17 protein-coding genes are annotated in these 21,546 nt (G+C 52.2%); 8 read left to right on the top strand and 9 right to left on the bottom strand.

The window, feature by feature from the left end:
* Positions 1 to 156: 156 nt before the first annotated feature.
* From DUE52_RS30525 to DUE52_RS30515, 3 genes are all read left to right on the top strand, one after another.
* A complete protein-coding gene (locus DUE52_RS30525; RefSeq protein ID WP_114409934.1) occupies positions 157 to 1,197 on the top strand; it encodes a DUF4097 family beta strand repeat-containing protein in 1,041 nt (346 codons plus the stop codon).
* 225 nt (positions 1,198 to 1,422) lie between these two features.
* Positions 1,423 to 3,804 (top strand): ABC transporter permease, encoded by a 2,382-nt coding sequence (locus DUE52_RS30520; protein ID WP_114409933.1) that lies wholly within the window; start codon positions 1,423 to 1,425, stop codon positions 3,802 to 3,804.
* Positions 3,805 to 3,940: 136 nt separating this feature from the next.
* Positions 3,941 to 4,633: an ABC transporter ATP-binding protein gene (locus DUE52_RS30515; RefSeq protein WP_114409932.1), complete on the top strand. Its 693-nt coding sequence runs from the start codon at positions 3,941 to 3,943 to the stop codon at positions 4,631 to 4,633.
* A gap of 9 nt (positions 4,634 to 4,642) precedes the next feature.
* On the opposite strand, the gene DUE52_RS30510 is transcribed toward DUE52_RS30515, so the two are convergent.
* Positions 4,643 to 5,464, bottom strand: coding sequence for an aminotransferase class IV (locus DUE52_RS30510; RefSeq protein ID WP_114409931.1), 822 nt, complete (start codon positions 5,462 to 5,464; stop codon positions 4,643 to 4,645).
* Positions 5,465 to 5,531: 67 nt separating this feature from the next.
* Here DUE52_RS30510 and DUE52_RS30505 point away from each other — a divergent pair, with 67 nt between their 5' ends.
* From DUE52_RS30505 to DUE52_RS30495, 3 genes are all read left to right on the top strand, one after another.
* Entirely contained in the window at positions 5,532 to 7,049 is a 1,518-nt protein-coding gene (locus DUE52_RS30505; RefSeq protein WP_114409930.1) for a TolC family protein, read from the top strand.
* A 108-nt stretch (positions 7,050 to 7,157) separates the two neighbouring features.
* Complete coding sequence (locus DUE52_RS30500; protein ID WP_114409929.1) at positions 7,158 to 8,576, top strand: efflux RND transporter periplasmic adaptor subunit; 1,419 nt, start codon at positions 7,158 to 7,160, stop codon at positions 8,574 to 8,576.
* 182 nt (positions 8,577 to 8,758) lie between these two features.
* On the top strand, positions 8,759 to 9,757 hold the full coding sequence (locus tag DUE52_RS30495) for an NAD(P)H-dependent glycerol-3-phosphate dehydrogenase (RefSeq protein WP_114409928.1): 999 nt from the start codon (positions 8,759 to 8,761) through the stop codon (positions 9,755 to 9,757).
* 1 nt (position 9,758) lies between these two features.
* On the opposite strand, the gene DUE52_RS30490 is transcribed toward DUE52_RS30495, so the two are convergent.
* Positions 9,759 to 10,148 (bottom strand): HIT family protein, encoded by a 390-nt coding sequence (locus tag DUE52_RS30490; RefSeq protein ID WP_114409927.1) that lies wholly within the window; start codon positions 10,146 to 10,148, stop codon positions 9,759 to 9,761.
* 96 nt (positions 10,149 to 10,244) lie between these two features.
* Positions 10,245 to 10,718, bottom strand: coding sequence for a transcription elongation factor GreA (gene greA, locus DUE52_RS30485; RefSeq protein WP_114409926.1), 474 nt, complete (start codon positions 10,716 to 10,718; stop codon positions 10,245 to 10,247).
* Positions 10,719 to 11,015: 297 nt separating this feature from the next.
* Between greA and fmt the strand changes: the two genes are divergently transcribed.
* Together fmt and DUE52_RS30475 are read left to right on the top strand one after the other, a co-directional pair.
* The gene (gene fmt / locus DUE52_RS30480) at positions 11,016 to 11,942 is read left to right on the top strand and encodes a methionyl-tRNA formyltransferase (RefSeq protein WP_262511016.1); all 927 of its coding nucleotides are present in this window, start codon (positions 11,016 to 11,018) and stop codon (positions 11,940 to 11,942) included.
* Between the two features lie 3 nt (positions 11,943 to 11,945).
* Positions 11,946 to 12,440 carry a dihydrofolate reductase gene (locus DUE52_RS30475; RefSeq protein ID WP_114409924.1) on the top strand — a complete coding sequence of 165 codons (495 nt, stop codon included), beginning with the start codon at positions 11,946 to 11,948 and terminating at the stop codon, positions 12,438 to 12,440.
* A 3-nt stretch (positions 12,441 to 12,443) separates the two neighbouring features.
* On the opposite strand, the gene DUE52_RS30470 is transcribed toward DUE52_RS30475, so the two are convergent.
* From DUE52_RS30470 to rimP, 6 genes are all read right to left on the bottom strand, one after another.
* Complete coding sequence (locus tag DUE52_RS30470; RefSeq protein ID WP_114409923.1) at positions 12,444 to 13,043, bottom strand: Uma2 family endonuclease; 600 nt, start codon at positions 13,041 to 13,043, stop codon at positions 12,444 to 12,446.
* A 36-nt stretch (positions 13,044 to 13,079) separates the two neighbouring features.
* Complete coding sequence (locus DUE52_RS30465; RefSeq protein WP_114409922.1) at positions 13,080 to 15,155, bottom strand: BatA domain-containing protein; 2,076 nt, start codon at positions 15,153 to 15,155, stop codon at positions 13,080 to 13,082.
* A 115-nt stretch (positions 15,156 to 15,270) separates the two neighbouring features.
* Positions 15,271 to 16,008 (bottom strand): metallophosphoesterase, encoded by a 738-nt coding sequence (locus DUE52_RS30460; RefSeq protein WP_114409921.1) that lies wholly within the window; start codon positions 16,006 to 16,008, stop codon positions 15,271 to 15,273.
* 76 nt (positions 16,009 to 16,084) lie between these two features.
* Positions 16,085 to 19,516: a translation initiation factor IF-2 gene (gene infB, locus DUE52_RS30455; RefSeq protein WP_114409920.1), complete on the bottom strand. Its 3,432-nt coding sequence runs from the start codon at positions 19,514 to 19,516 to the stop codon at positions 16,085 to 16,087.
* A 103-nt stretch (positions 19,517 to 19,619) separates the two neighbouring features.
* A complete protein-coding gene (nusA, locus tag DUE52_RS30450; RefSeq protein WP_114409919.1) occupies positions 19,620 to 20,864 on the bottom strand; it encodes a transcription termination factor NusA in 1,245 nt (414 codons plus the stop codon).
* Between the two features lie 103 nt (positions 20,865 to 20,967).
* A complete protein-coding gene (gene rimP, locus DUE52_RS30445; protein WP_114409918.1) occupies positions 20,968 to 21,447 on the bottom strand; it encodes a ribosome maturation factor RimP in 480 nt (159 codons plus the stop codon).
* Between the last annotated feature and the right edge of the window lie 99 nt (positions 21,448 to 21,546).

Below are 21,546 nucleotides of genomic sequence, written 5' to 3'. Positions count from 1 at the left end.
CAATTTTGGAATTGGATAATTTGGTAAAATGCTGATAGAGAAGGTTTTGTTGGTTATGGTATATTCTTTGAGAGTCTTTCATCAGCAACGATGCAACCTCGTTGGTTTATTCTGCATCTTTTGCCCAACTCTCCAACAATCTCAAACACAAATACCATGAAACGTTCATCGTTCCTCTTAACCGCTGCGTGTGCCATCGCCTTATCCTTTCATTCCTTCGCCCAGGACAGAGATGAAACCCCCTACGAGACCAAAAACTTCTCCGGTAGCCTGAACACCGTTCGGGTGGAAACCTCCGGCGGCAGCATCTCGGTAGAAGGCAGTCAATCGAGTGGCGTAAAAGTTGAAATGTACGTACGGGGCAACAACTGGCCGAGCAACAAACTCTCCAAAGACGAACTCGACGAACGGCTGAAAGAATACGACATCAAACTGGGCGTCGAAGGCAATACCGTCATTGCAACGGCCAAACGGAAAAACCGGGACAACTGGGACTGGAAACGGTCGATCAGCATTTCTTTTAAAGTATACACGCCCAAAACCTTCGCAACCGACCTGCACACCAGCGGGGGCAGCATCCGGCTGAGCAATCTGGTAGGTAGCCAGAACTTTGCCACCAGTGGCGGAAGCCTGCACCTGACCGGCGTCGAAGGGTTGATCAAAGGCCGTACCTCGGGCGGCAGCATTCACCTGAATCGGTGCCGGAAAGACATCGACCTGGCCACCAGTGGCGGTTCCATCCATGCCGAAGATTCCGACGGCAACCTGGATCTGCGGACCTCGGGCGGCAGTGTCCATCTGGCCAACCTGAGCGGCCGGATCAATGCCCGCACCAGTGGTGGCAGCGTCAAAGGCGAGGATATCAAAGGCGAACTGGTAGCCGGTACGTCCGGCGGTTCGGTTCGGCTGTCGGGCATTTCGGGCAGCGTCGAAGCCAGCACGAGCGGGGGCGGCATGGACGTTGAAATTACGAAACTGGGCGAATACGTCCGGCTGTCGGGTGGGCCGGGCAGCGTGAAAGTCCGGATGCCGCTGGATCAGGGCATCGACCTGGATTTGTCCGGAAACCGGGTCGATATTCCGCTGAGTAAATTTGACGGAACGGTGGAGAAAGACCGCGTCCGGGGTCGCCTGAACGGGGGCGGTGTTCCCGTCCGCATCTCCGCCGGCAGCGGGAGTGTGTATGTGAATCGGTAATTAAAAATTAAAAGTTAATAATTAAAAATGGCCGACATACCGGGCTGTGCTGACTTGAACTTTTAATTTTTAACTTTTAATTCCCTTTGTCCGTTTGTGAACAAAAGAGTGTCCGGTGACGGACACTCTTTTGTTTTTAATGCGCGTATGACGTTAATTATCAGCCTTTTGGTTTTCTGGCATAAGCCTTGAGTCTTCCTACGCAGTCTGATCCTCTGAACCTATATGTTCCGCAATTACGTCGTCATCGCTTTTCGCAATCTCTGGAAACACAAGCTGTTTTCCATCATCAATGTGGTGGGCCTGGCATCCGGCATCATGGTGTGTTTGCTGGCCTTGATCGACATCAAAGGCGCGTTTGATTACGGAAATTTTCATCCGAACCCGGAGCGCACGTATCGCATCCTGACCGATGTAACCAGTGGTGAAAATCAGGTAGTTGCTTTTGCCAGCACACCGATGCCACTGGCCGGGGTGTTGAAACGGGACTATGGATTTGTGGAACAAACCGCCCGCGTCATTCGCACTTATGCCGAGTTCACGGTTGATCGGAAAATGCTTCAGGAATCCTATTGTGCCGTCGATCCGGCGTTCTTTACGGTTTTAGGCTACAAACTGGCCAGTGGCCAACCGGCTACGGAACCCCATACCGCCGTGCTGACGCCCCAAACTGCTGAGAAGTTTTTTGGCCGGTCGAATCCGGTTGGCAAAACCATCCACCATAAAGAGTTTGGTATGATCACGGTGACGGGCGTGTTTAAGCCGCTGCCAATCCGGTCGCACCTGCGGTTTGATCTGGCACTTTCCATGGCGACGCTTTCAGCCGAAAACCGCAAGCAGCAGACCGACTGGAAACAGTATGTCGCCGGTTATACCTACGTCGCTTTGAAAAAAAGCACTTCGGTCGAATTGCTCGAAAAAGCGTTGCCCGCGATTGCCGCACGCGCTACGAAGAATCTTCGTTTCAGGTCTGAAAAAGGCTATACCTTCCGGGCGCAACCCCTGACCGCGCTTTCACCCTCGCACGAGACCCTGCAAATGGGAACCTGGGAGCAAACCTGGGGCAAGCTGGCTACTGAAATGTCCGTCGGTTTGGTCACCTTATTATTAGCGGTTTTCAACTACGTCAACCTGACCCTCGCCCGGTCGCTGAGCCGCGCCCGCGAAGTCGGTATTCGGAAAGTATCCGGGGCCGTGCGCTGGCAACTGATGGCCCAGTTCATGGCCGAGTCGGTGGTGTTGTCGGTGCTGGCGCTGGGCGTTGCCTATCTGCTCCTGTTGCTGATCGAACCGATGCCGTTTGTGCAGCAGTGGCTCATCGGCGGGGTTCAATTGAATGGCACCATGTGGGCGGTTTTTGTCGGGTTTAGCATCACGGCGGGTTTGCTGGCGGGCTTCGTTCCGGCCCGGGTGTTGTCCGGTTTTCGGCCAGCGCAGGTGCTGCGGAGCCAGACGGGCTTAAAGGTTTTTAAAGGAATTACCCTGCGGAAATCGCTGATTGTCGCGCAGTTTTCCATTGCCTTGATTGCCATGATTGCGCTCCTGTCGATGGCGCGGCAACAGAATTATATGGCAACGGCCGATTACGGTTTTCGCAGTGAAAATATGCTGAACATTCCATTGAACGGAGTACCGTATCAGCGGTTGGCCAATGAATTAAACCGGGTTTCGGGTGTCGAACTGGTATCGGCTTCCTCGGAGCGGTTTGGTCATCATGATGGAGATTATGGCCGGATCCGTCGGCAACGCTCCGGTGGCGATTCAATTGCGGCTTTTATGTTTGCCGTCGACCAGAATTTTGTTGCCAACATGGATCTTACGCTTTTAGCGGGCGAGAATTTACCGGAGATGACCGCGGACACATCCGGTGACGATTCGCCGGGGCGTTTCATTCTGGTCAATGAAGAAGCCGTAAAAGCATTTCGGTTTGGAAACCCGCGGGAGGTGGTAGGACAATCACTTTGGCTGAACGACAGCACGGAAGTGCAGATTGCCGGCGTGTTGAAAGACTTCCGGTTTACAACGTTCAATTGGGCTATCAAACCACTTGTTCTACGGTATCAGCCGAAGGAGTTCCGGTTTCTGAATGTGAAAATCGCTACCGGTGCCGAAGCCTCTGCGCTGGCTGCTATTCAACGCATCTGGAAACGGCTCAATCCTTATGAACCATTTGCCGCGCAATGGTATACTGATTTTTTATACGAACGCCATAGCCACGAGGACGATGTTAATTTCATGAGCCTGCTGACGGGGCTGGCGTTTTCCATTGCCTGTCTGGGTTTGCTGGGCATGGTTACGTACACGACCGAAACCCGCATCAAGGAAGTGGGCATTCGGAAAGTGATGGGCGCGGAGGTGCGTCAAATTATCTGGCTGCTGTCGTGGGATTTTGTTAAATTACTGCTCATTGCCGGAGCAATTGCCATCCCGCTGGGGTATCTGGCCGGAATGGCTTTTCTGATTAATTTTGCTTATCATGTTTCGATCGGTTTCGAAACGCTGGGCGGTTGCATCGGTTTGCTGCTGGGGCTGGGAGGACTGACCATCGGAGTCCGGACCTACCGGGCCGCCTTGTCGAATCCGGCTGATAGTTTGAGAAGTGAATAAAGAGTGATGAGTTAAGAATGAAGAATGAAGAGTTAAACGGGTCATCCAAACCGCTAAGGACACATACTCTTCATTCTTCATTCTTAACTCATCACTCAGCAAAAGGGGATTTACAGGTTTTCAACTATACCAAATTATGATTTCACTACAGAACGTTTCCAAGTACTACCCCGCCGGTTTCGGTAAGACGTACGTGCTTCGTAATATCACGCTGGATATCAACGAAGGCGAGTTTGTCTCCATCATGGGGCCATCGGGATCGGGCAAATCCACGTTGCTGCACATTCTGGGGATGCTGGAGGAGCCGTCGGAAGGGGAGTACCTGTTTTTTGACCAGCCGGTACAGAAATTGTCGGAGAAACGTCGCACCGAATTGCACCGTAATTACATCGGATTTGTGTTTCAGGCCTACCATTTGATCGATGAACTGACGGTGTATGAAAACATCGAAACGCCCCTGCTGTATAAAGGCATGTCGTCGTCGGAACGGAAAAGCCGGGTGGCCGAATTGCTCGACCGGTTTAATATGGTGGCGAAAAAAGACCTTTTTCCGTCGCAACTCTCGGGGGGCCAGCAGCAGTTGGTCGGAATTGCCCGCGCCGTGGCGTCGCAGCCGAAAGTGATTTTTGCCGACGAACCGACCGGCAACCTGCACTCCGACCACGCGAAGGAGATCATGGACCTGTTTAAAAAACTGAACAAGGAAGACGGCGTGACCATTGTGCAGGTGACGCACTCGGAAGTGAACGCCGAATACGGCAACCGGATTCTGCGGTTGAAAGACGGCTGGCTGGAATCGTTTCAGGTGCCATCGCTGGAGCGTGAGTAAATAGCCGGGCTATAAATCCGCAAAAACCGGTCTGATTCGATTCATCAGCGTCTCGTCAAATTCGGTTTCGCCAATGCGCCGAATCCACTGAATGCCGCTGATGTTGGTGCAGAAAACCGCATCGGCTTTCGCGAGAACGTCCGGTAAAAACAGCCCTTCCTGCACCGAAAGGCCGTGGTGCGGAGCCAGCCGGATCAGTTGTCGGCGCAGAATGCCCTCGATGCAGCCACTGGTGGGCGATGGCGTGAAGAGCACGTCGCCCACCAGCCAGAAAAGGTTCGATGCAATGCACTCCGCGAGGTGGCCGTGCGTATCCCGCAGAATCATATCGTCGGCCTGTTGCTGCTGTTTGGCAATTCCGGCCAACACATAGGGTAAGGCATTGAGGGTTTTATAAGCCGAAACCGCTGAGGGCGACAGCCGGACGGCGTCGAAGAAGCCCACCGTGGTTTTTTCGGACAGGGCAAAATCCAAACCGGTTCGGGCGGTAATCAGGTAATGGGTCTCAAAACTCGTTGGCGTGTATAGACCTCCGGTTTGTCGCCAGACCTGGAGTTTGATGCGCGAAGTCTGGTCGAGCAGGTGGTTGGCTTTCAGGAGTTCAATGATCTGGCTTTGCAGCCTGTCGGGCGTGAATGGGGGAGGTAACCGGAGCGAAAGGGCTTCCATGCCACGGGTGAGCCGGTCGTAATGATCCGGCCAGAACCGGACTTCATGGTGTTGGTAACGGAGGGTTTCAAACAAGCCGTCGCCGTACTGAAATGCCCGGTCGTTGAGGGGTAGCCCAACGGCCTCTTCCGGCACTACATCCCCGTTTAAAACCACGTTCATTTGTATTTTCACCGTTTATCTAAAATAGTTAATGAGTACGCAAGATACTTTGTAACATTGAACAACCATGAAGCGATTTACTATCAACAACGGTCCGGCGATCCGGTTTAGAACAACGATCCTGGCATCGCTACTGGGGCTCATCGTGAACGCAACGAATGCCCAGACAACGGTTCAGGCCAGCCAGACGGCACCGGTTTCCCAGCGGTATTCATTACGGCAATGTATCGACATCGCCTTGCAGAATAACTTACAGATCAAGCAGGGGCAGTTGGATGTGCAGGGTAGTTCACTGCAATTAAGACAGGCGAGATTAAATCTGTTGCCCAGTGTAAATGGCTTCGCAAATCAGTCATTTAGTTCAGGCCGGAACATCAACCCAGGAACGAATGAATTCGTCACATCCTCGGTTCGATCCAACAATTACCAGCTTCAGGGGCAAGTAACGCTCTTCAATGGCTTTGCCTTGCAAAATGCTATCAAACAGAACGATCTGTTTTTGCAATCGACCCAGCAGAATTTAAAGGCCACCCAGAATAACGTCTCTATTCTGGTGGTTCAGAACTACCTGAACGTATTGACATACCAGGAACAACTCGACATCGCCCGGCGTCAGGTTGAAACATCGCGGGGTCAATTGGATCGCACGACGAAACTGGTCAATGCCGGCACATTGGCGGAGGCCCAACTGTATGACCTGCGTGCGCAGGTGGCCAACGATGAACTGGCGGTTGTGAATGCTCAAAATAACCTGGATCTGGCTAAGCTGGCATTGTTACAGGCGATGAATGTACCCGCGGGCAGCAATGGCCTACCGGCACCGAGCACACTGGAAGTGGAAAAATACCAGCTTGATGATCCGACGCTGGAACCGTATTCGGCAACTGCACAGGCGGTTTATGAAACGGCTCTTCAGTTTATGCCGGACGTAAAAGCTGCCGAACTCCGTGTACGCAGTGATGCTGCAGGAGTAGCGGTTGCCCGGGCGGGTCTCTATCCAACGCTTACGCTGAGTGGATCGCTTAATACACTGTATTCGAATGTGGGCCTGCCCAAAAGGACGTTCCTTGGTCAAGTAGAGGTTCGCACACCAATTACATTGTCGAATGGTACAACATTGGAAGTTATTACACTTCAGGACGATTACAACGTAGGGAAATATACCTACGGAGAACAACTCAGCAACAATCTTAACCGCGGGGCATCGCTGAACCTAAACATCCCCATTTTCGGCCGCTTTGTGGCCAGAAACCGGATTACAAGTGCGACAATTACCCAAAAAACGTCGGAGATTGCGGTTGATAATACCAAGCTGACGCTGCGTCAGAACATCGAAACCGCCTATACCAACATGTTGGCAGGGGCTAACCGCTACCGGGCAACCCAGATTCAGGTGGAGTCGCTGGAGAAAGCATTCCAGGCTGCCGAAAGCCGGTTTAATGCCGGCGCGTTGAACTCGGTGGATTACAACATTGCCAAAAATAACCTCGATACCGCCCGCGCCAATCTGGTACAGGCCAAATTTGACTACGTGTTCCGAACCAAGATTCTTGATTTTTACCAAAATAAACCGTTATCTTTTTAACGAATAATGGACAATGAATAATGAATATTGAATAATTTGCAAGTTCTGCCATTCAGGCGTTTGCGTATTCCGTATCACATTCATGCTCATTATTCATTGTTCATCTCTATGAAACGCAAATCGAACCGCATCTGGTGGATCTTAGGTGGAATTGTTATTCTACTGGTGGGTGGCCTGGTGGCTGCCAAACAAACAGGGTTGATCGGTAAAGCCAAACCGACCGAAGTTGATTTTACCGCCGTCAAAAAAGTGGACATCATCGAACGGGTGAGTGCTTCGGGACGGGTGCAGCCCGAGGTGGAGGTCAAAATCAGCCCGGATGTTTCCGGTGAAATCATTGCCCTGTACGTCGCCGAAGGTGACTCGATCAAGCAGGGGCAATTGCTGCTCAAGATCCGGCCCGACAACTACGAGTCGTTGCTGGCCCGCGCCCGCGCCACGGTCAACTCCAGCCGCGCGCAATATCTGCAAACCAAAGCCCTGGCCGCGCAATCGGAAGCCCGTCTGATTCGGGCGAAAGCCAATTACGAACGGAACAAAAAACTGCTGGCCGACAAGGTAATTTCGACCTCGGATTTTGAACAGATTGAAGCCGACTACAACGTTGCCAAACAGGACATCGAATCCGTTCAGGCAAACATAAAAGCCGCCGAATTCAACGTCGCCGGTGCCGAAGCCGGTTTGCGCGATGCCACGGAAAACCTTCGTAAAACGACCATCTACGCGCCGGTGAACGGTACGGTTTCCAAACTCAATGTCGAATTGGGCGAACGCGTCGTAGGAACGTCGCAGATGGCCGGTACCGAAATGCTCCGGATTGCCAACCTCAACAACATGGAAGTTCGGGTCAACGTCAACGAGAACGACATCGTACGGGTCAGCCTGGGCGATACGACGGACATCGACGTTGATTCGTATTCGACCACGGGCCGGAAGTTCAAAGGCATTGTTACCGAAATTGCCAATACCGCCAATGGATTGACCGGAACCGGAACCTCTACATCGAGCATGTCGACCGATGCCGTGACCGAATTTGAAGTCCGCATCAAGGTGCTGAACAGTTCGTACAAAGATTTGATGGCTCAGCGGGCCAAACGCAGCTATCCCCTCAAACCGGGCATGACCGCTTCCGTTGAAATCATAACCGACCGCCGTCCGGGTGTGCTGGCCGTTCCGATTGCCGCCGTCACGACGCGGGGAGCTGCCCAGGAAGCGATGAACCGCAGCCCAAACGAGGATAACAACAACAATAACAACACCGGAGAGAAACCAGCCAATCAGGCTCCGGCCAAGAAGGAGGAGATTAAAGAGATTGTGTTTGTTCACCAGAACGGCAAAGTAGTTCAGCGGGAAGTAAAAACCGGCATCAGCGATTTTGAAAATATCGAGGTTAAATCGGGCCTGAAAGCGGGTGACGAAGTGATTTCCGGACCCTTTATTGCGGTTTCGAAGCGCCTGAAAGACGGTGATCCCGTGGTGAAACGAGACCCGAACAAAGACAAAAAGACGGAAAAGCCGGAAGAATAACTTCCACTTGAGCGATACGGTTGAAAAAGCGAAAACGCCTGCCTTGTTAAAGGTGCAGGCGTTTTTCGTATTTTGCGGCCTCTAATGCTACAATATAGAAGAAAGACATGAGAGTAAAGACTGCTGAAGAGTTGTCAAAAGTCTCATTTCTCTATTCTTACCTCTATCTTCTCTACTAACTTATGAATCAACCCGCTCGGATTACCGTCGTGGGCGGTGGCAGTTGGGCCACTGCGATCATTAAAATTCTGTCGGAAGGAAACAACCACATTCGCTGGTGGCTGCGGAGCCAGCGCGATGCCGGGCATATCCGAAAGTTTCACCACAATCCGAGTTACCTCAGCGATGTTCAGATCAGTCCGCGCAAAGTGCGGGTCTGTACGAAAATCAAAGATGCACTCAGCACCAGCGATTATATTATTCTGGCGGTTCCGGCGGCTTTTGTGAGCGACGCCCTGCAAGGTGTCAAACCGGAACAACTGGCGGGAAAAAGCATCGTTTCGGCGATCAAGGGCATGATTCCCGAAAAAAACCAGTTGATTACCGATTGGGCCGAGCAGGAATTTGGGGTGCCGTCGGGCCGGATTGCGGTCATTGCCGGGCCGTGTCACGCGGAGGAAGTGGCCCTCGAAAAACAGTCGTATCTGACCATTGCATCGCAGAATCTGGATTTTGCGTCGGAAGTAGCGCAGTTCCTGAACGGCCGGTTTGTGCAGACCTCGGCCCTCGACGACATCTATGGCGTGGAATACTGCGCCGTGATGAAAAACATCATCGCGCTGGCCTGCGGCATCACGCACGGGCTGGGCTATGGCGACAATTTTCAGGCGGTTCTGGTGTCCAACGCCATGCAGGAAATCCGGCGGTTTGTCGACCGGGTGTATCCCATGCCACGCGATCTGAGCGCGTCGGCGTATCTGGGCGATCTGCTCGTAACGGCCTATTCGCCTTTCAGCCGCAACCGGACGTTCGGGCATCTGATTGGCCGGGGCTACAGCGTGCAGTCGGCCCAAATGGAAATGAATATGATTGCGGAAGGCTATTACGCCGTGAAAAGCATTCACGAAATTAACCGGCAATACAATGTTCTGATGCCGATTATGGAGATGGTGTACACGGTTTTATACGAAAAAACGTCGCCGGTCGTGGCGACGAATGCGTTAAAAACCGTATTGAAGTAAGTTAGAGAAAACTCCGGATGCGGGCTGCTATTTCGCTAAATTCTTCCGGGCTCACTTTCAGCTTGTTGTTGAAATTCATATCCGCCATGCTGTTCATTGGAATGAGGTGGACGTGCGCGTGGGGCACTTCCAGACCCACCACCGCCACGCCAATCCGCTGGCAGGGAACGGCTTTCTCGATCGCGGGCGCAATCTGTTTGGCAAATTTCATCAGCCCGAGATACAGCTCATCATCCAGATCGAAGAGGTAATCGACCTCCTTCTTCGGAATAACCAGCGTATGCCCCTTCACCGTCGGGAACACGTCCAGAAAGGCCAGGTAATCGTCGGTTTCGGCAATTTTATAAGCCGGAATTTCGCCACTGACAATGCGGGAAAAAATGGAAGCCATGAGGGTAAGGAATAATGAACACTGAATGTTGAATATCGAATTACGATGTAGCTCCGCATTCGATCTGGATTCGAAACTCAGTGTTCATTTTGAAACTTATCGTCCGATTTCGAGAACTTCAAACTCCAGCGTTCCGGCCGGCACTTTGATTTCGGTGGTGTCGCCCACTTTTTTGCCCAGCAATCCCTTGCCGATGGGAGAGCCCACGGAAATCTTTCCTAATTTCAAATCGGCTTCTTCTTCCGACACCAGGGTGTAGGACATGGTTGCGCCGTTTTTTCGATTTTTTATTTTTACCGTCGATAAGACCGACACCTGCGAAGCATCGATCGATGATTCGTCCAGCAGTCGGGCGTTCGAAACAATTTCTTCCATCTTCGAAATCTTCATCTCCAGCAATCCCTGCGCATCTTTGGCTGCATCATACTCCGCGTTTTCGCTCAAATCTCCTTTGTCGCGTGCTTCAGCAATCTGGCGGGACATATCGCTCCGTCCTTTGGTCTTCAGGTCGTTGAGTTCAGCTTTCAGCCGGTTTAGACCTTCTTCAGTGTAATACGAAATTTTACCCATGTTACATCTACTCTATAAATTTCTTTGCCTTTGGTTTCGCTGCTCCCAAGACCCTACAAGTCCCACTGTAGCCGCTTATTTGGTGGTAAATGGCTACAAAAAAGAAAAGAACGGTTCGCTGACCGTTCTCCATACAAAATCTTGTTTCTTTGTAGGAAGCGTCAGGAGCCTTTCTGCGGAATTGTATGTATAGCTGTTCGACTACTCATAGTGGAACTCAGGAAGACAAAAATAACAATTCTGGAGCATTCTCCCAATGTCCTAATCAGCAATTCGAGCAAATAACCCGTTACAGTTTTGAGAAGTGATTCTTTTCGCATCGTATTTATGGGCACACCCGATTTTGCGGTCGCCAGCCTGAGCAAACTGCTCGGCGACGGTTGCCAGGTTGTGGCCGTGGTGACAGCGCCCGATCGACCTTCGGGGCGGGGGCAACAATTGACGGAGTCGCCGGTGAAGCGGGCCGCCGTTGCGGCCGGTATTCCGGTTTTGCAGCCCGAGAAACTGCGCGATCCGGCTTTTTTGGAACAATTGCAAAGCTACCAGGCTGATTTGCAGGTGGTCGTGGCCTTTCGGATGTTGCCGGAAGTGGTTTGGGCGATGCCCCGGATTGGCACGTTCAACCTGCACGGTTCTTTATTGCCGCAGTATCGCGGAGCGGCCCCGATCAATTGGGCGGTTATCAATGGTGAAAAGGAAACCGGTGTGACGACGTTCTTTATCGAAAAAGAAATTGATACCGGCCAGATGATCTTTCAGGAAACCGAACCCATTCATGCGGATGACACCGCCGGAACGCTTCACGACCGGTTGATGGAAAAAGGGGCCAACTTGGTGCTCAAAACCGTTCGGGCGATTGAAGAAGGCACGTATCCGCGAAAACCGCAACCACTGGTCGGCGAACTGAAACTCGCTCCAAAAATCCACCGCGAGACCTGTGAGATCAACTGGTTTCAGCCTGCCGAAGCCGTTCGTAACTTTGTGCGCGGCATGTCGCCGTATCCGACGGCCTGGACGAAGATCAACGGAAAGGTCTATAAAATTTATGCGGTTTCGTTCGCCGATCATTCGCCCCTCCCGGCCGAACCGGGTGAAGCCTGGTCCGACGGCAAAAAAACGCTGCTCATCAAAGCTGCCGATGGCTGGCTCTCGGTGGATGAATTGCAGGCCGAGGGAAAACGGAAGATGGCTGTGGAGGAGTATTTTCGGGGGAATAAAATTTAACGTATGCTAATCAGTTTAATCGCAGCCGTGGCCGAAAACGGCGTTATTGGTCAGGACAATGAGTTGGTGTGGCGTTTGCCCGACGACTTTCGATACTTCAAACAAACGACGTCCCATCACCCGATCCTGATGGGTCGCAAAACGTTCGAATCCCTGGGAAAGCCGCTGCTAAACCGGCTCAATGTCGTGATTACCCGCAATCCGGACTATCGGCCCGAAGGCGTTGTGGTGGTCGATTCGTTGGAAAAAGCGCTTGACGAAGCCCGAAAAACCGGTATTGACGAAGCCTTTGTGATTGGTGGTGCCGAAATTTACCGGCAGGCGATTGTCTCTGCCGACCGGCTTTATCTAACCGAAGTGAAAGCGTCTTTCGAAGGCGACGCCACCTTTCCGGATTTTGACAAAAGCCACTGGCAGGAGATCAGCCGACGGCATCATGGCGTTGACGACCGGCACGCCGTGGCGTTTGATTTTGTGGTTTGGGAGCGAAAACCGTGAATTTTAGCGTAATAAACTGAGGGTAAAAGCAAAACCGGGCAAGATATCTTCCCCTAATAAGGTATTATCGAAACCCTGGATAACCTGCACCGAACCGTCCGACCGGTAGATTCGGACGGTTTCGGTTTTGGGGTCAATGAGCCAGGCCAGGCGGCAACCGTTGTCGATGTATTCGCGCATTTTGTCTTCCGCCATGCGCAGGACGTCTGATTCGCTCATTAATTCAACCAGGAATTCGGGGCAGAGGGGCGGGAACTTTTTACGTTCGTCGGATGACAAGGCATTCCAGCGTTCAGCCGCAACCCAGGCCGCATCCGGTGAGCGCACCGCTCCATTGGGCAAAATAAAACCGGTTGAGGAATCAAATACAAAACCGAGTTTTGTACTCCGGTTCCAGATTCCTAAATCAATGATTAATTCGCTATTGCGTTTTCCGGTTTCTCCGCCTGTTTGTCCCATTACAATAATTGTTCCGTCGGCAGCGCGCTCAAATTTATGGTCCGGGTTTTCCTGACAATAGTAGAAAAACTCATCATCGGTCATGGGACGAAAATCCCGGGGCATCTTCAGTACAGAAAACCCGTTGGTGAGTAGCATATTCATAGCCTGCTGAGTTGAATACGAAGATACGAATTCCAATTATCCCTTCATAAACCGGATTACCGCTACTTCGGCCAGCAGAAACACCAGGGCGGCAATGACGAAATACTTCCAGAGATTGGTGCCCAGATTTTGTTGTCGGAGTTCCTCCACAAAATCATCGTCCTCAATGCTGTCGAAAACCGCCACATTGGGCTGGTTGGCGAAAATCCGCCGGAGTTCGTCGGGTTTGTAAAACTCCATCTGCGACTCCCGGTTGCCGTGGTTGAAAGCCAGCAGCTTTTCAGTTTTGCCATTCAATTGCAGCTCGTAATAGCCGGAGGCCAGTTGTTGCCCGTCGTTCAACTGGTTGCTTTTCGGGAGTTCCATCAGCAGTTGCTGCCCGTTGACGCGTTGCACGGGAATGATCTCCAGTTTATCTCGCATCAATTTGTATACGGTATTGGGCGACGCATTGCTGACGGGTACTTCAATCGTATTGTCATCGAACGAATATGCCGTGCGTTGGGGCCGAACGCTCTGGGCGGCAATTTTGTACATAATCGGCACAAAAAGAGCGTGTTGAGCTACATTACCGTATTCAGAATTTAATGGGCTAGCGAAAATGTAAACCTGTCCGGCCGTAGAACCGCCCGTTCTGGATTGCGTTAAGTATGGTGTGCCGTTGCGCAGCGTCAGAAGCCGCTCACCCACCACGCGCCATTGCCAGACCGGAACCGCATTCGGCAAGTTTTCGATGCCCTGTTGGTTGGTCTGTTCAAAAATATCACGGAAAAACGGGTTCTGACGATTCGGAGCCGACAGCGGCTGCTGGGGTGGCAGGGGAGGGGCCTGCGTTTGCAAACCGCCAACGCCTAAACCGGCAAAAAACGGCGACCAGGTGGCCGCATCCGGCGTCGTCGGCGGAATGATCACCAGACTACCACCCTGCCGTACAAACCGTTCGAGTTCGCTCCGTAGCGTTCCATTCACCTGATTGACACCTTCCAGAACCACCAGGTCGGCGGTTTTCAACTGGCCCACGTCAACGTTTTGCGCATTGAAACTCCGGCGAACAAACAGACTGTCGTTGCCGTAGACATTCTCGACATAATTGGCTTCCGATTTCTGGTCGAACAGGTGCAAAACCCGAATCGAAGGTGATGCCTGAATGACAAAATAATACTCGTTATCGAACGTAATCGGATAATCTTCGAAGGTGATGCGTCCCCGGCGAAATCCTTTCTGGGTCACGTTAAAATTGAGCGTAGCCGTAGCGGCTCCTTTGCCCGGCAGCGTGACGGAAGCCGTGGAAACCTGCGTCTGGTCGATGAAAAGTTTGATGGGCAAATTCCGGACCGACTCATCGCCACTATTCCGGACGCGGACGTTGAGCGTGTTGTTTTGCATCTCCCGAATGAATGGCGTGCTGAGCCAAACCGAGTCGACAAAAACGTTTTTGGTCGGCTGGGTTTCCAGCGGAACGAGAAAAAGCCGGTTGGTAGTGTCTATTTTCAGGCGCGATAAATCGCCGGTGGTGCTTTTTTGAAAGTCGGAAAACCAGAACAACTGGTTGGGGCCGGTCGGATTGTGTGAGGCAAGGAGGTTCAACTGCCGGCGGTAGACATCGGGCAACGTGCGGGGCGTGTGGGCAAACCGGACGGTGGTGACGCGGTCGCGCAGGGCGTCGGCGGTTCCGACGGTTTGTTCCTGGCTGCTGAAATCGTTAGTGACAAGCTGTAGTGAGGTTGCGTTGCGAAACAAACCCAGCAGTTGATCCAGTTTGCTGGTCGCGATATCCAGGTACCGTTTCTCGTTTAATTCATTCTGCATGCTGTACGAATTGTCGAGGTACAGACTCGTCAGGCCCTTCCGCGACAGGCCCAGTTTGCTTTTGCTGGGCAGAAACGGTTGGGCAAAGGCCAGTACCAGACAGATCACAAACAGCGACCGGAACAGCAGAATCAGGTAATGTTTCAACCGCCGGAACGACTTGGTTTCGGTCTGGACGGTTTTGAGCAGGGCGACATTGGTAAAAAACACCCGGCGCGTCCGGCGAAAATTAAACAAATGGATGGCGACAGGGACAGAGACCGCCAGGAGCCCAAAGAGAAACGAAGGATATAGAAAACTCATTCAAACGGGTCGTTGTAGCGATTATTTTCTTTAATAACGGCCAAATAAACCAATGTTGTTCTGACCGTTACGAATTTAACAAGAATAGCACGCGGATAACACGAATTGGCCGGATTTACCCGGATAAATCGACGAACGCCTGATTTACATCGTCGAAATCGATGGTGTAAAAAGCATCCTGCGTCTGCAACACGTCGGTGTACGTAATCGAACCGGTTTTGCCGCCAATGGTGGTAAATTCCGGTACGGGCGTATGACCCACAATCTGGTGTAAACCGGGCAGGTAATCCGTCGATGTTTCGCGTTGATCGGCCCACAATGGCCCACCGGCTTCGTCAAAACCGCCCCGCAGGGAACTGACGTCAAACAGTGACGTTCGCAACATCCGATCCAGGTGCATTCGGTTCATCGCATCGGCCAATTGACCCAGGGCCTGCAAATTTAGTTCCAGTTTTGCGCTTAGATCGCCCTTGGGGATATGGGCCAGCCAGCGATTCGTTACGCCCGCGTGGGTGAACAGATAAAGACCTTCCTGGTGGGCAATCTGAAACAGGGGTAGATTTGCCTTAAACAGGGATGTCAGTGCGGGTTGCATCGACGGACGAAAACCGGAGCAACGGTAATGCGGGAAATGCAGGTATTGGGCATCATGGTTGCCGATGAGCAGAATAACCTTATCGGGAGCCTGCTGTTTAAGCCGGATAATTTGGGAGAGATTTTCTAAAATAGCCGCATCACTCAGTTCGTAGCTGTCGGTATAATCGCCCAGAAAGATCACCTTATCGTAGTGTCCGACGTCAATGTGAAGCCAGGAATTCCGTCCGTGGAGGTCAGAGATTGTAATAATTTTCATGAATCTCCAATATATTGAAAAAGCCTTTCCTGCAATTTGCAGGAAAGGCTTTTTTTATCGTGTTATACCGAATGGCTTACAACGTCCGCTTCACTTCTTTCAGTTCGAAGCTTTCGATGATGTCGCCGACCAGAATATCGTTGAAATTCTTGATACTCAAGCCGCACTCATAGCCAAACCGCACTTCGTTGACATCTTCTTTGTACCGTTTCAGGGCGCTGATTTCGCCGGTATGAACCACGATGAAGTCGCGGACGATGCGGACTTTGTTGTTCCGTTTGATGGTTCCTTCCGTTACCATACAACCGGCTACCGTTCCGACGCGGCTGATCTTGAACACATCGCGCACTTCGATATTGCCAATGATGACCTCTTCGGTGGTTGGGGCCAGCATGCCTTCCATCGCATCCCGGATTTCGCCGATGGCATCGTAGATGATGGAGTACAGGCGAATTTCGATCTGCTCCTGTTCGGCCAAACGACGGGCACTGACCGAAGGCCGTACCTGGAAGCCGACAATGATCGCATCCGACGCCGACGCCAGCAGAATATCCGATTCGGAAATCTGACCCACGGCTTTGTGGATGATGTTGACCTGTACTTCTTCCGTCGAAAGCTGCAACAGCGAATCGGAGAGGGCTTCTACCGAACCGTCCACGTCACCTTTCACAATCACGTTCAGTTCTTTGAAGTTACCGATGGCTTTCCGGCGACCGATTTCTTCCAGCGTAATGTGCTTGCGGGTCCGCAGGTTTTGCTCACGCAACAACTGCTCGCGTTTGTTGGCAATTTCGCGGGCTTCACGCTCTGTTTCCATCACATTGAACTTATCCCCGGACTGTGGAGCACCCGGCAGACCCAGAATCTGAACCGGCGTCGATGGCCCGGCTTCTTTCAGTCGCTGACCAATGTCGTCGGTCATGGCCCGAATGCGGCCAAAGTGCGCACCCACCAGCACGATGTCGCCCTGTTTGAGCGTACCGGTTTGCACCAGCATCGTGGTCACATAGCCCCGGCCTTTGTCCAGCTCGGCTTCAATGACGGTTCCGGTTGCTTTTTTGTTCGGATTGGCTTTCAGATCGAGCAGTTCGGCTTCGAGCAACACTTTCTCCAACAGTTCCGAAATACCCAAACCGGATTTTGACGAGATTTCCTGTGTCTGATATTTACCACCCCATTCTTCAACGAGCATGTTCATCTGCGACAGTTCTTCCCGCACTTTCTCCGTATTGGCACCCACTTTATCTACCTTGCTGAAGGCAAAGACAATCGGCACCCCGGCGACCTGCGCGTGGTTGATAGCCTCGCGGGTTTGTGGCATGACGCTGTCGTCCGCAGCAATAACGATGATAACAATATCGGTTACCTGCGCACCCCGTGCCCGCATGGCCGTAAAGGCTTCGTGACCCGGCGTATCGAGGAACGTAATCATGCGGTCGTCCGTGGTTTTTACGCTGTAGGCACCAATGTGCTGCGTAATCCCACCGGCTTCCCCGGCCGCAACGCGCGTCCGGCGGATGTAGTCAAGCAGCGAGGTTTTCCCGTGATCGACGTGACCCATGATGGTTACAATCGGCGCGCGGTGAACCAGATCTTCTTCGTTATCCGGTTCATCGACCAGACCCGATTCGATCTCTTCTTCGGCGGACACAAACTGCACTTCGTAATCGAACTCATCGGCAATGACCGTAATCGCTTCGGCATCGAGACGCTGGTTGATGGATACAAACATCCCCAGGCTCATACAGGTGGCAATCACTTCGTTGACCGACACATCCATCAGCGACGCAAGGTCGTTCGCGGATACGAATTCGGTTACTTTCAGGATTTTTGCTTCTTCGTTCTCCTGGTCGATCCGTTCGCGTTCGCGTTCGGCGCGTTCCTGGCGACGATCCCGGCGACGGTCAGCACCCCGATTCGGTTTGTTACCGGTCATCCGGGCCTGTGTTGCCTTGATCGAATCTTTTACTTCGCGTTGGGTTGGCTCTTCCCGGCGGTCACGTGTACCGCCCCGGGCTCCGGCTTTCCCTTTATTGGCAGCTCCGGCACCCGTACCTGTTCCGGTGGCTGGCTTGTTGGCCTGACCCGGTGGTTGGTTGCGGTTGGTAGGTGCGTTTGCATCACGAGTGCGCGGTGCGCCACCCTGACCTTGTGGTTGGGTTGCTCCGCCGGTTGCGGGGGCACCACCGACCGGGTCACGGCGCAGGCGTTTGCGTTTGCGTTTTTTATCCCGTTCGTCGGTTGACGCGACCGGGCCATTTTGTTTCTTCGAGCGTTCGGAAGGCAGTTCGATGGTTCCCAAAACCGTCAGACCACGCAGTTGTTCACCACGGGCGCGGATGGTTTCAATAGGCTCATCGACTGGCAGATCAACGACGGGTTCTGGCTGAACCGGTGTTTCTTCCATCCGGGGCGTAACGGGCCGTGGCTCTACAGGACGCGGAGGCTGTTGGCCCCGGTTGTCCTGTGGACGGTTCCGGTCACGATCGGATGGGCGATTGCCACCCTGTCCCTGGCCTGGAATACCGGCACGGTTTTGATCACCGCGCTGTCCATCCGGTCGGGGACCCACATTCCGCTGGTCATTCCGGTTGGGTTGTTGTCCGGACCGGTTATCGGGCCGCTGGCCATCCGGCCGGGGACCCGTATTCCGTTGGTCATTTCGGTTGGGCTGTTGCTGCCGCGCATTCGGGTCGTTGGGCCGTTGCGAGGGCTGCGGAGAGGGTTTCCTCTCCAGGTCGATTTTACCCAAAACCGTCAATCCCGGCAAGCGGGGACTGGAAATTTCCGGCTGGGCGGGTTCTTTACTTTCCGGTGAGGTCACTTGCGGACGATTTTCAACCTGAGGGGTTTCGATTGGGCGTGGGGGCTCAACCGGTGTTGGTGCCACAGGCTGAATAGGTTCCGGTTTATTCTCTATAACGGGTACAGGAGCCACTGCTTCCGGTTTAGGGGCAGGTGCCGGTGTCGGCGCAGGAGGAGTTTCCTTTGGTTCCACCGGTGCGGGCTGCTGACGGGCTTCAACAGGAGCTGGCTGGGGCGGAGCCACAGGTGCCGGCGCCGGTTCTGGCTTGGGCTGGCTCGGCTCGGGGGCCTTTTCTGCTACAACGGGTTCTGGTTGGGTAACCGGCTGCGGTTTCGGAGTTACCGGCGCTTCCTGTACAGGGGCAGGTTTGGGAACAACCGGGTTGGCAACAGGCTGAGGTGGCACCGGCTGGGAAGGCCGGGCGGGTTCGCTGCGGAAATATTGCGGCAAATCATCATCTTCCCGACGTTTGGGTTCGGGCACAAAAGTCTCTGAAGCTGGTTTGCGAACAGCTCCACCATTCAACAGTTCAGTATTACCGAATTCTTTCGCCAAGATTTCCACTTGATCCGTAGAAATCTTGCCGTTAGGGTTACTATCAACCTTAATCCCTTTGGCAGAAAGACGACTCACCACAGTAGACGAACCTACTCCGAGTATTTTTGCCACTTGGCTAAGGCGCATGGATTTATCTTCTGCCATACAAATGGTTTAGAATGAAAAAAGCATTTTAATGATACACTATGTATGATGAACGATGAATGGATCGACTTAATTCATCGTTCATCCTCAATAGTTCATCATTTTACTCAAATTCCTGGCGCAAAATGGCCAGAATCTCTTCAACTGTATCTTCTTCCAGATCCGTCATCCGGACAAGTTCTTCTTTCGAACGGGCCAGCACGCTCTTGGCGGTGTCCAACCCAACCCGGCGCAGTTCCTCGATCATCCAGTTGTCGATCTCGTCATTGAATTCGGACAAATCAACATCCTCATCGTCTTCCTGCCCTTCGACATCCCGGAACACGTCGATCTCCATACCCACCAGCCGACCGGCCAGTTTGATATTCTGACCGCCTTTTCCGATGGCCAGTGAAACCTGATCGGGTTTCAGGAAAACCGATACGCGTTTGGCTTCGCGGTCAACGGTCATCGTACTGATTTTGGCCGGACTCAACGCCCGGCTGATCAGCAGCTCAAAGTTGTCGGTATAGTTGATAACGTCAATATTCTCGTTACCCAGTTCCCGAACAATGCTGTGAATCCGCGATCCTTTCATCCCGACGCAGGCACCCACCGGATCAATCCGGTCGTCGTACGATTCCACGGCGACTTTGGCCCGCTCACCTGGTTCGCGAACGATCCGGCGAATGGAAATCAGTCCGTCGTAAATCTCCGGAATTTCGTTCTCAAACAGGCGCTCCAGAAAAACCGGCGATGTCCGGGACAAAACGATCTTGGGCGTGCCATTGATCATTTCAACGCGGTGGACGACGGCTTTGGTGGTTTCTCCTTTCCGATACCGATCTTTCGGAATCTGCTCGCTTTTGGGAAGGCTGATTTCATTGCCTTCATTGTCGAGCAAAATTACTTCATTTTTAAGCAATTGGTAAACTTCTGCGTTCAGTAAATCACCAACCTGGTTTTTATATTTATCGTAAAGGATCTCTTTCTCCAGATCTTTGATCTTCTGAATCAACGTTTGGCGGGCGGTTTGCACAACCCGGCGACCAAAATCCTCCAGTTTTACTTCTTCGGCTACTTCTTCACCCACTTCAAAGTCGGCCTGAATCTTGCGGGCTTCTGCCAGCGGGATTTTGTCATAATCCCAGATGTCTTCCGAATTGTCATCCACAATCTCGCGGGTGCGCCACATTTCGAGGTCACCGCTTTCGGCGTTGATGATAACGTCAAAGTTTTCGTCAGTGCCGTATTTCTTGCGAATCATCGTCCGGAATACATCTTCCAGAATTTTGATCATGGTCGGGCGGTCGATATTTTTCGACCGTGCAAACTCTGCAAACGACTCAATGAGTACTCCGCTATCCATAATTTCAGTTCTCAGTTTTCAGTGTAGGGATTCAGTTATAGGTTTCCAGTCAGAATAAACAGAAACTACGAACTGAAAACGCGACTTAGAAACCGACCTTCCTTTATTTAAATGAAACTTGTATTGTGCTCTTCTTTATTTCGGTAAACGGGATGGCCGTCGGTTCGATCGGAGGATCGTTTTTCTTCGGTTTTTTGAGCGGTATTTCGGTGATCACAATGTGATCGTCTCCGATGCTCTCCAGCTTCCCTTTCCGAATCTGACCGTCGTTCAGCAACACTTCCACCTCACGACCTACGTTTTTCAGATACTGCCGTCTCAACACCAGGGGTTCATCCACACCCGGCGATGATACTTCCAGGGTAAATGCCTGTCCGTCAAATACTTCCAACTCTTCCAGTTGGTTGCCCAACTGACGGCTGATTCCCGCGCATTCCTCAATAGTGATTCCGGTATCGCTATCCAGCAAGACGGTTATTTTAGCACGAGTACGGGAAGGGGATACCTGAATGCCAACGATAAAATACTGATCTTCGTTCAGATACGGCTGTAACAGTTCGTTGACTTTCGCCTTTACATCCATAAATTAACAAAAAAGGGAGTCGAAAACTCCCTGCCATGCACAAATGCTGATAAGTGGTGCAAAGATAAGTATTTTATGAATTGTTTCCCAATCAAATTG

It is taken from the genome of Larkinella punicea, from assembly GCF_003334855.1.
Lineage (GTDB): Bacteria > Bacteroidota > Bacteroidia > Cytophagales > Spirosomataceae > Larkinella > Larkinella punicea.
This window is presented reverse-complemented; position numbering and strand designations above follow the sequence as displayed.

Coding starts and splice junctions, on each gene's coding strand:
- DUE52_RS30525 (WP_114409934.1), top strand. CDS start 157: ATGAAACGTTCATCGTTCCTCTTAACCGCTGCGTGTGCCATCGCCTTA.
- DUE52_RS30520 (WP_114409933.1), top strand. CDS start 1,423: ATGTTCCGCAATTACGTCGTCATCGCTTTTCGCAATCTCTGGAAACAC.
- DUE52_RS30515 (WP_114409932.1), top strand. CDS start 3,941: ATGATTTCACTACAGAACGTTTCCAAGTACTACCCCGCCGGTTTCGGT.
- DUE52_RS30510 (WP_114409931.1), bottom strand. CDS start 5,464: ATGAACGTGGTTTTAAACGGGGATGTAGTGCCGGAAGAGGCCGTTGGG.
- DUE52_RS30505 (WP_114409930.1), top strand. CDS start 5,532: ATGAAGCGATTTACTATCAACAACGGTCCGGCGATCCGGTTTAGAACA.
- DUE52_RS30500 (WP_114409929.1), top strand. CDS start 7,158: ATGAAACGCAAATCGAACCGCATCTGGTGGATCTTAGGTGGAATTGTT.
- DUE52_RS30495 (WP_114409928.1), top strand. CDS start 8,759: ATGAATCAACCCGCTCGGATTACCGTCGTGGGCGGTGGCAGTTGGGCC.
- DUE52_RS30490 (WP_114409927.1), bottom strand. CDS start 10,148: ATGGCTTCCATTTTTTCCCGCATTGTCAGTGGCGAAATTCCGGCTTAT.
- greA (WP_114409926.1), bottom strand. CDS start 10,718: ATGGGTAAAATTTCGTATTACACTGAAGAAGGTCTAAACCGGCTGAAA.
- DUE52_RS30475 (WP_114409924.1), top strand. CDS start 11,946: ATGCTAATCAGTTTAATCGCAGCCGTGGCCGAAAACGGCGTTATTGGT.
- DUE52_RS30470 (WP_114409923.1), bottom strand. CDS start 13,043: ATGAATATGCTACTCACCAACGGGTTTTCTGTACTGAAGATGCCCCGG.
- DUE52_RS30465 (WP_114409922.1), bottom strand. CDS start 15,155: ATGAGTTTTCTATATCCTTCGTTTCTCTTTGGGCTCCTGGCGGTCTCT.
- DUE52_RS30460 (WP_114409921.1), bottom strand. CDS start 16,008: ATGAAAATTATTACAATCTCTGACCTCCACGGACGGAATTCCTGGCTT.
- infB (WP_114409920.1), bottom strand. CDS start 19,516: ATGGCAGAAGATAAATCCATGCGCCTTAGCCAAGTGGCAAAAATACTC.
- nusA (WP_114409919.1), bottom strand. CDS start 20,864: ATGGATAGCGGAGTACTCATTGAGTCGTTTGCAGAGTTTGCACGGTCG.
- rimP (WP_114409918.1), bottom strand. CDS start 21,447: ATGGATGTAAAGGCGAAAGTCAACGAACTGTTACAGCCGTATCTGAAC.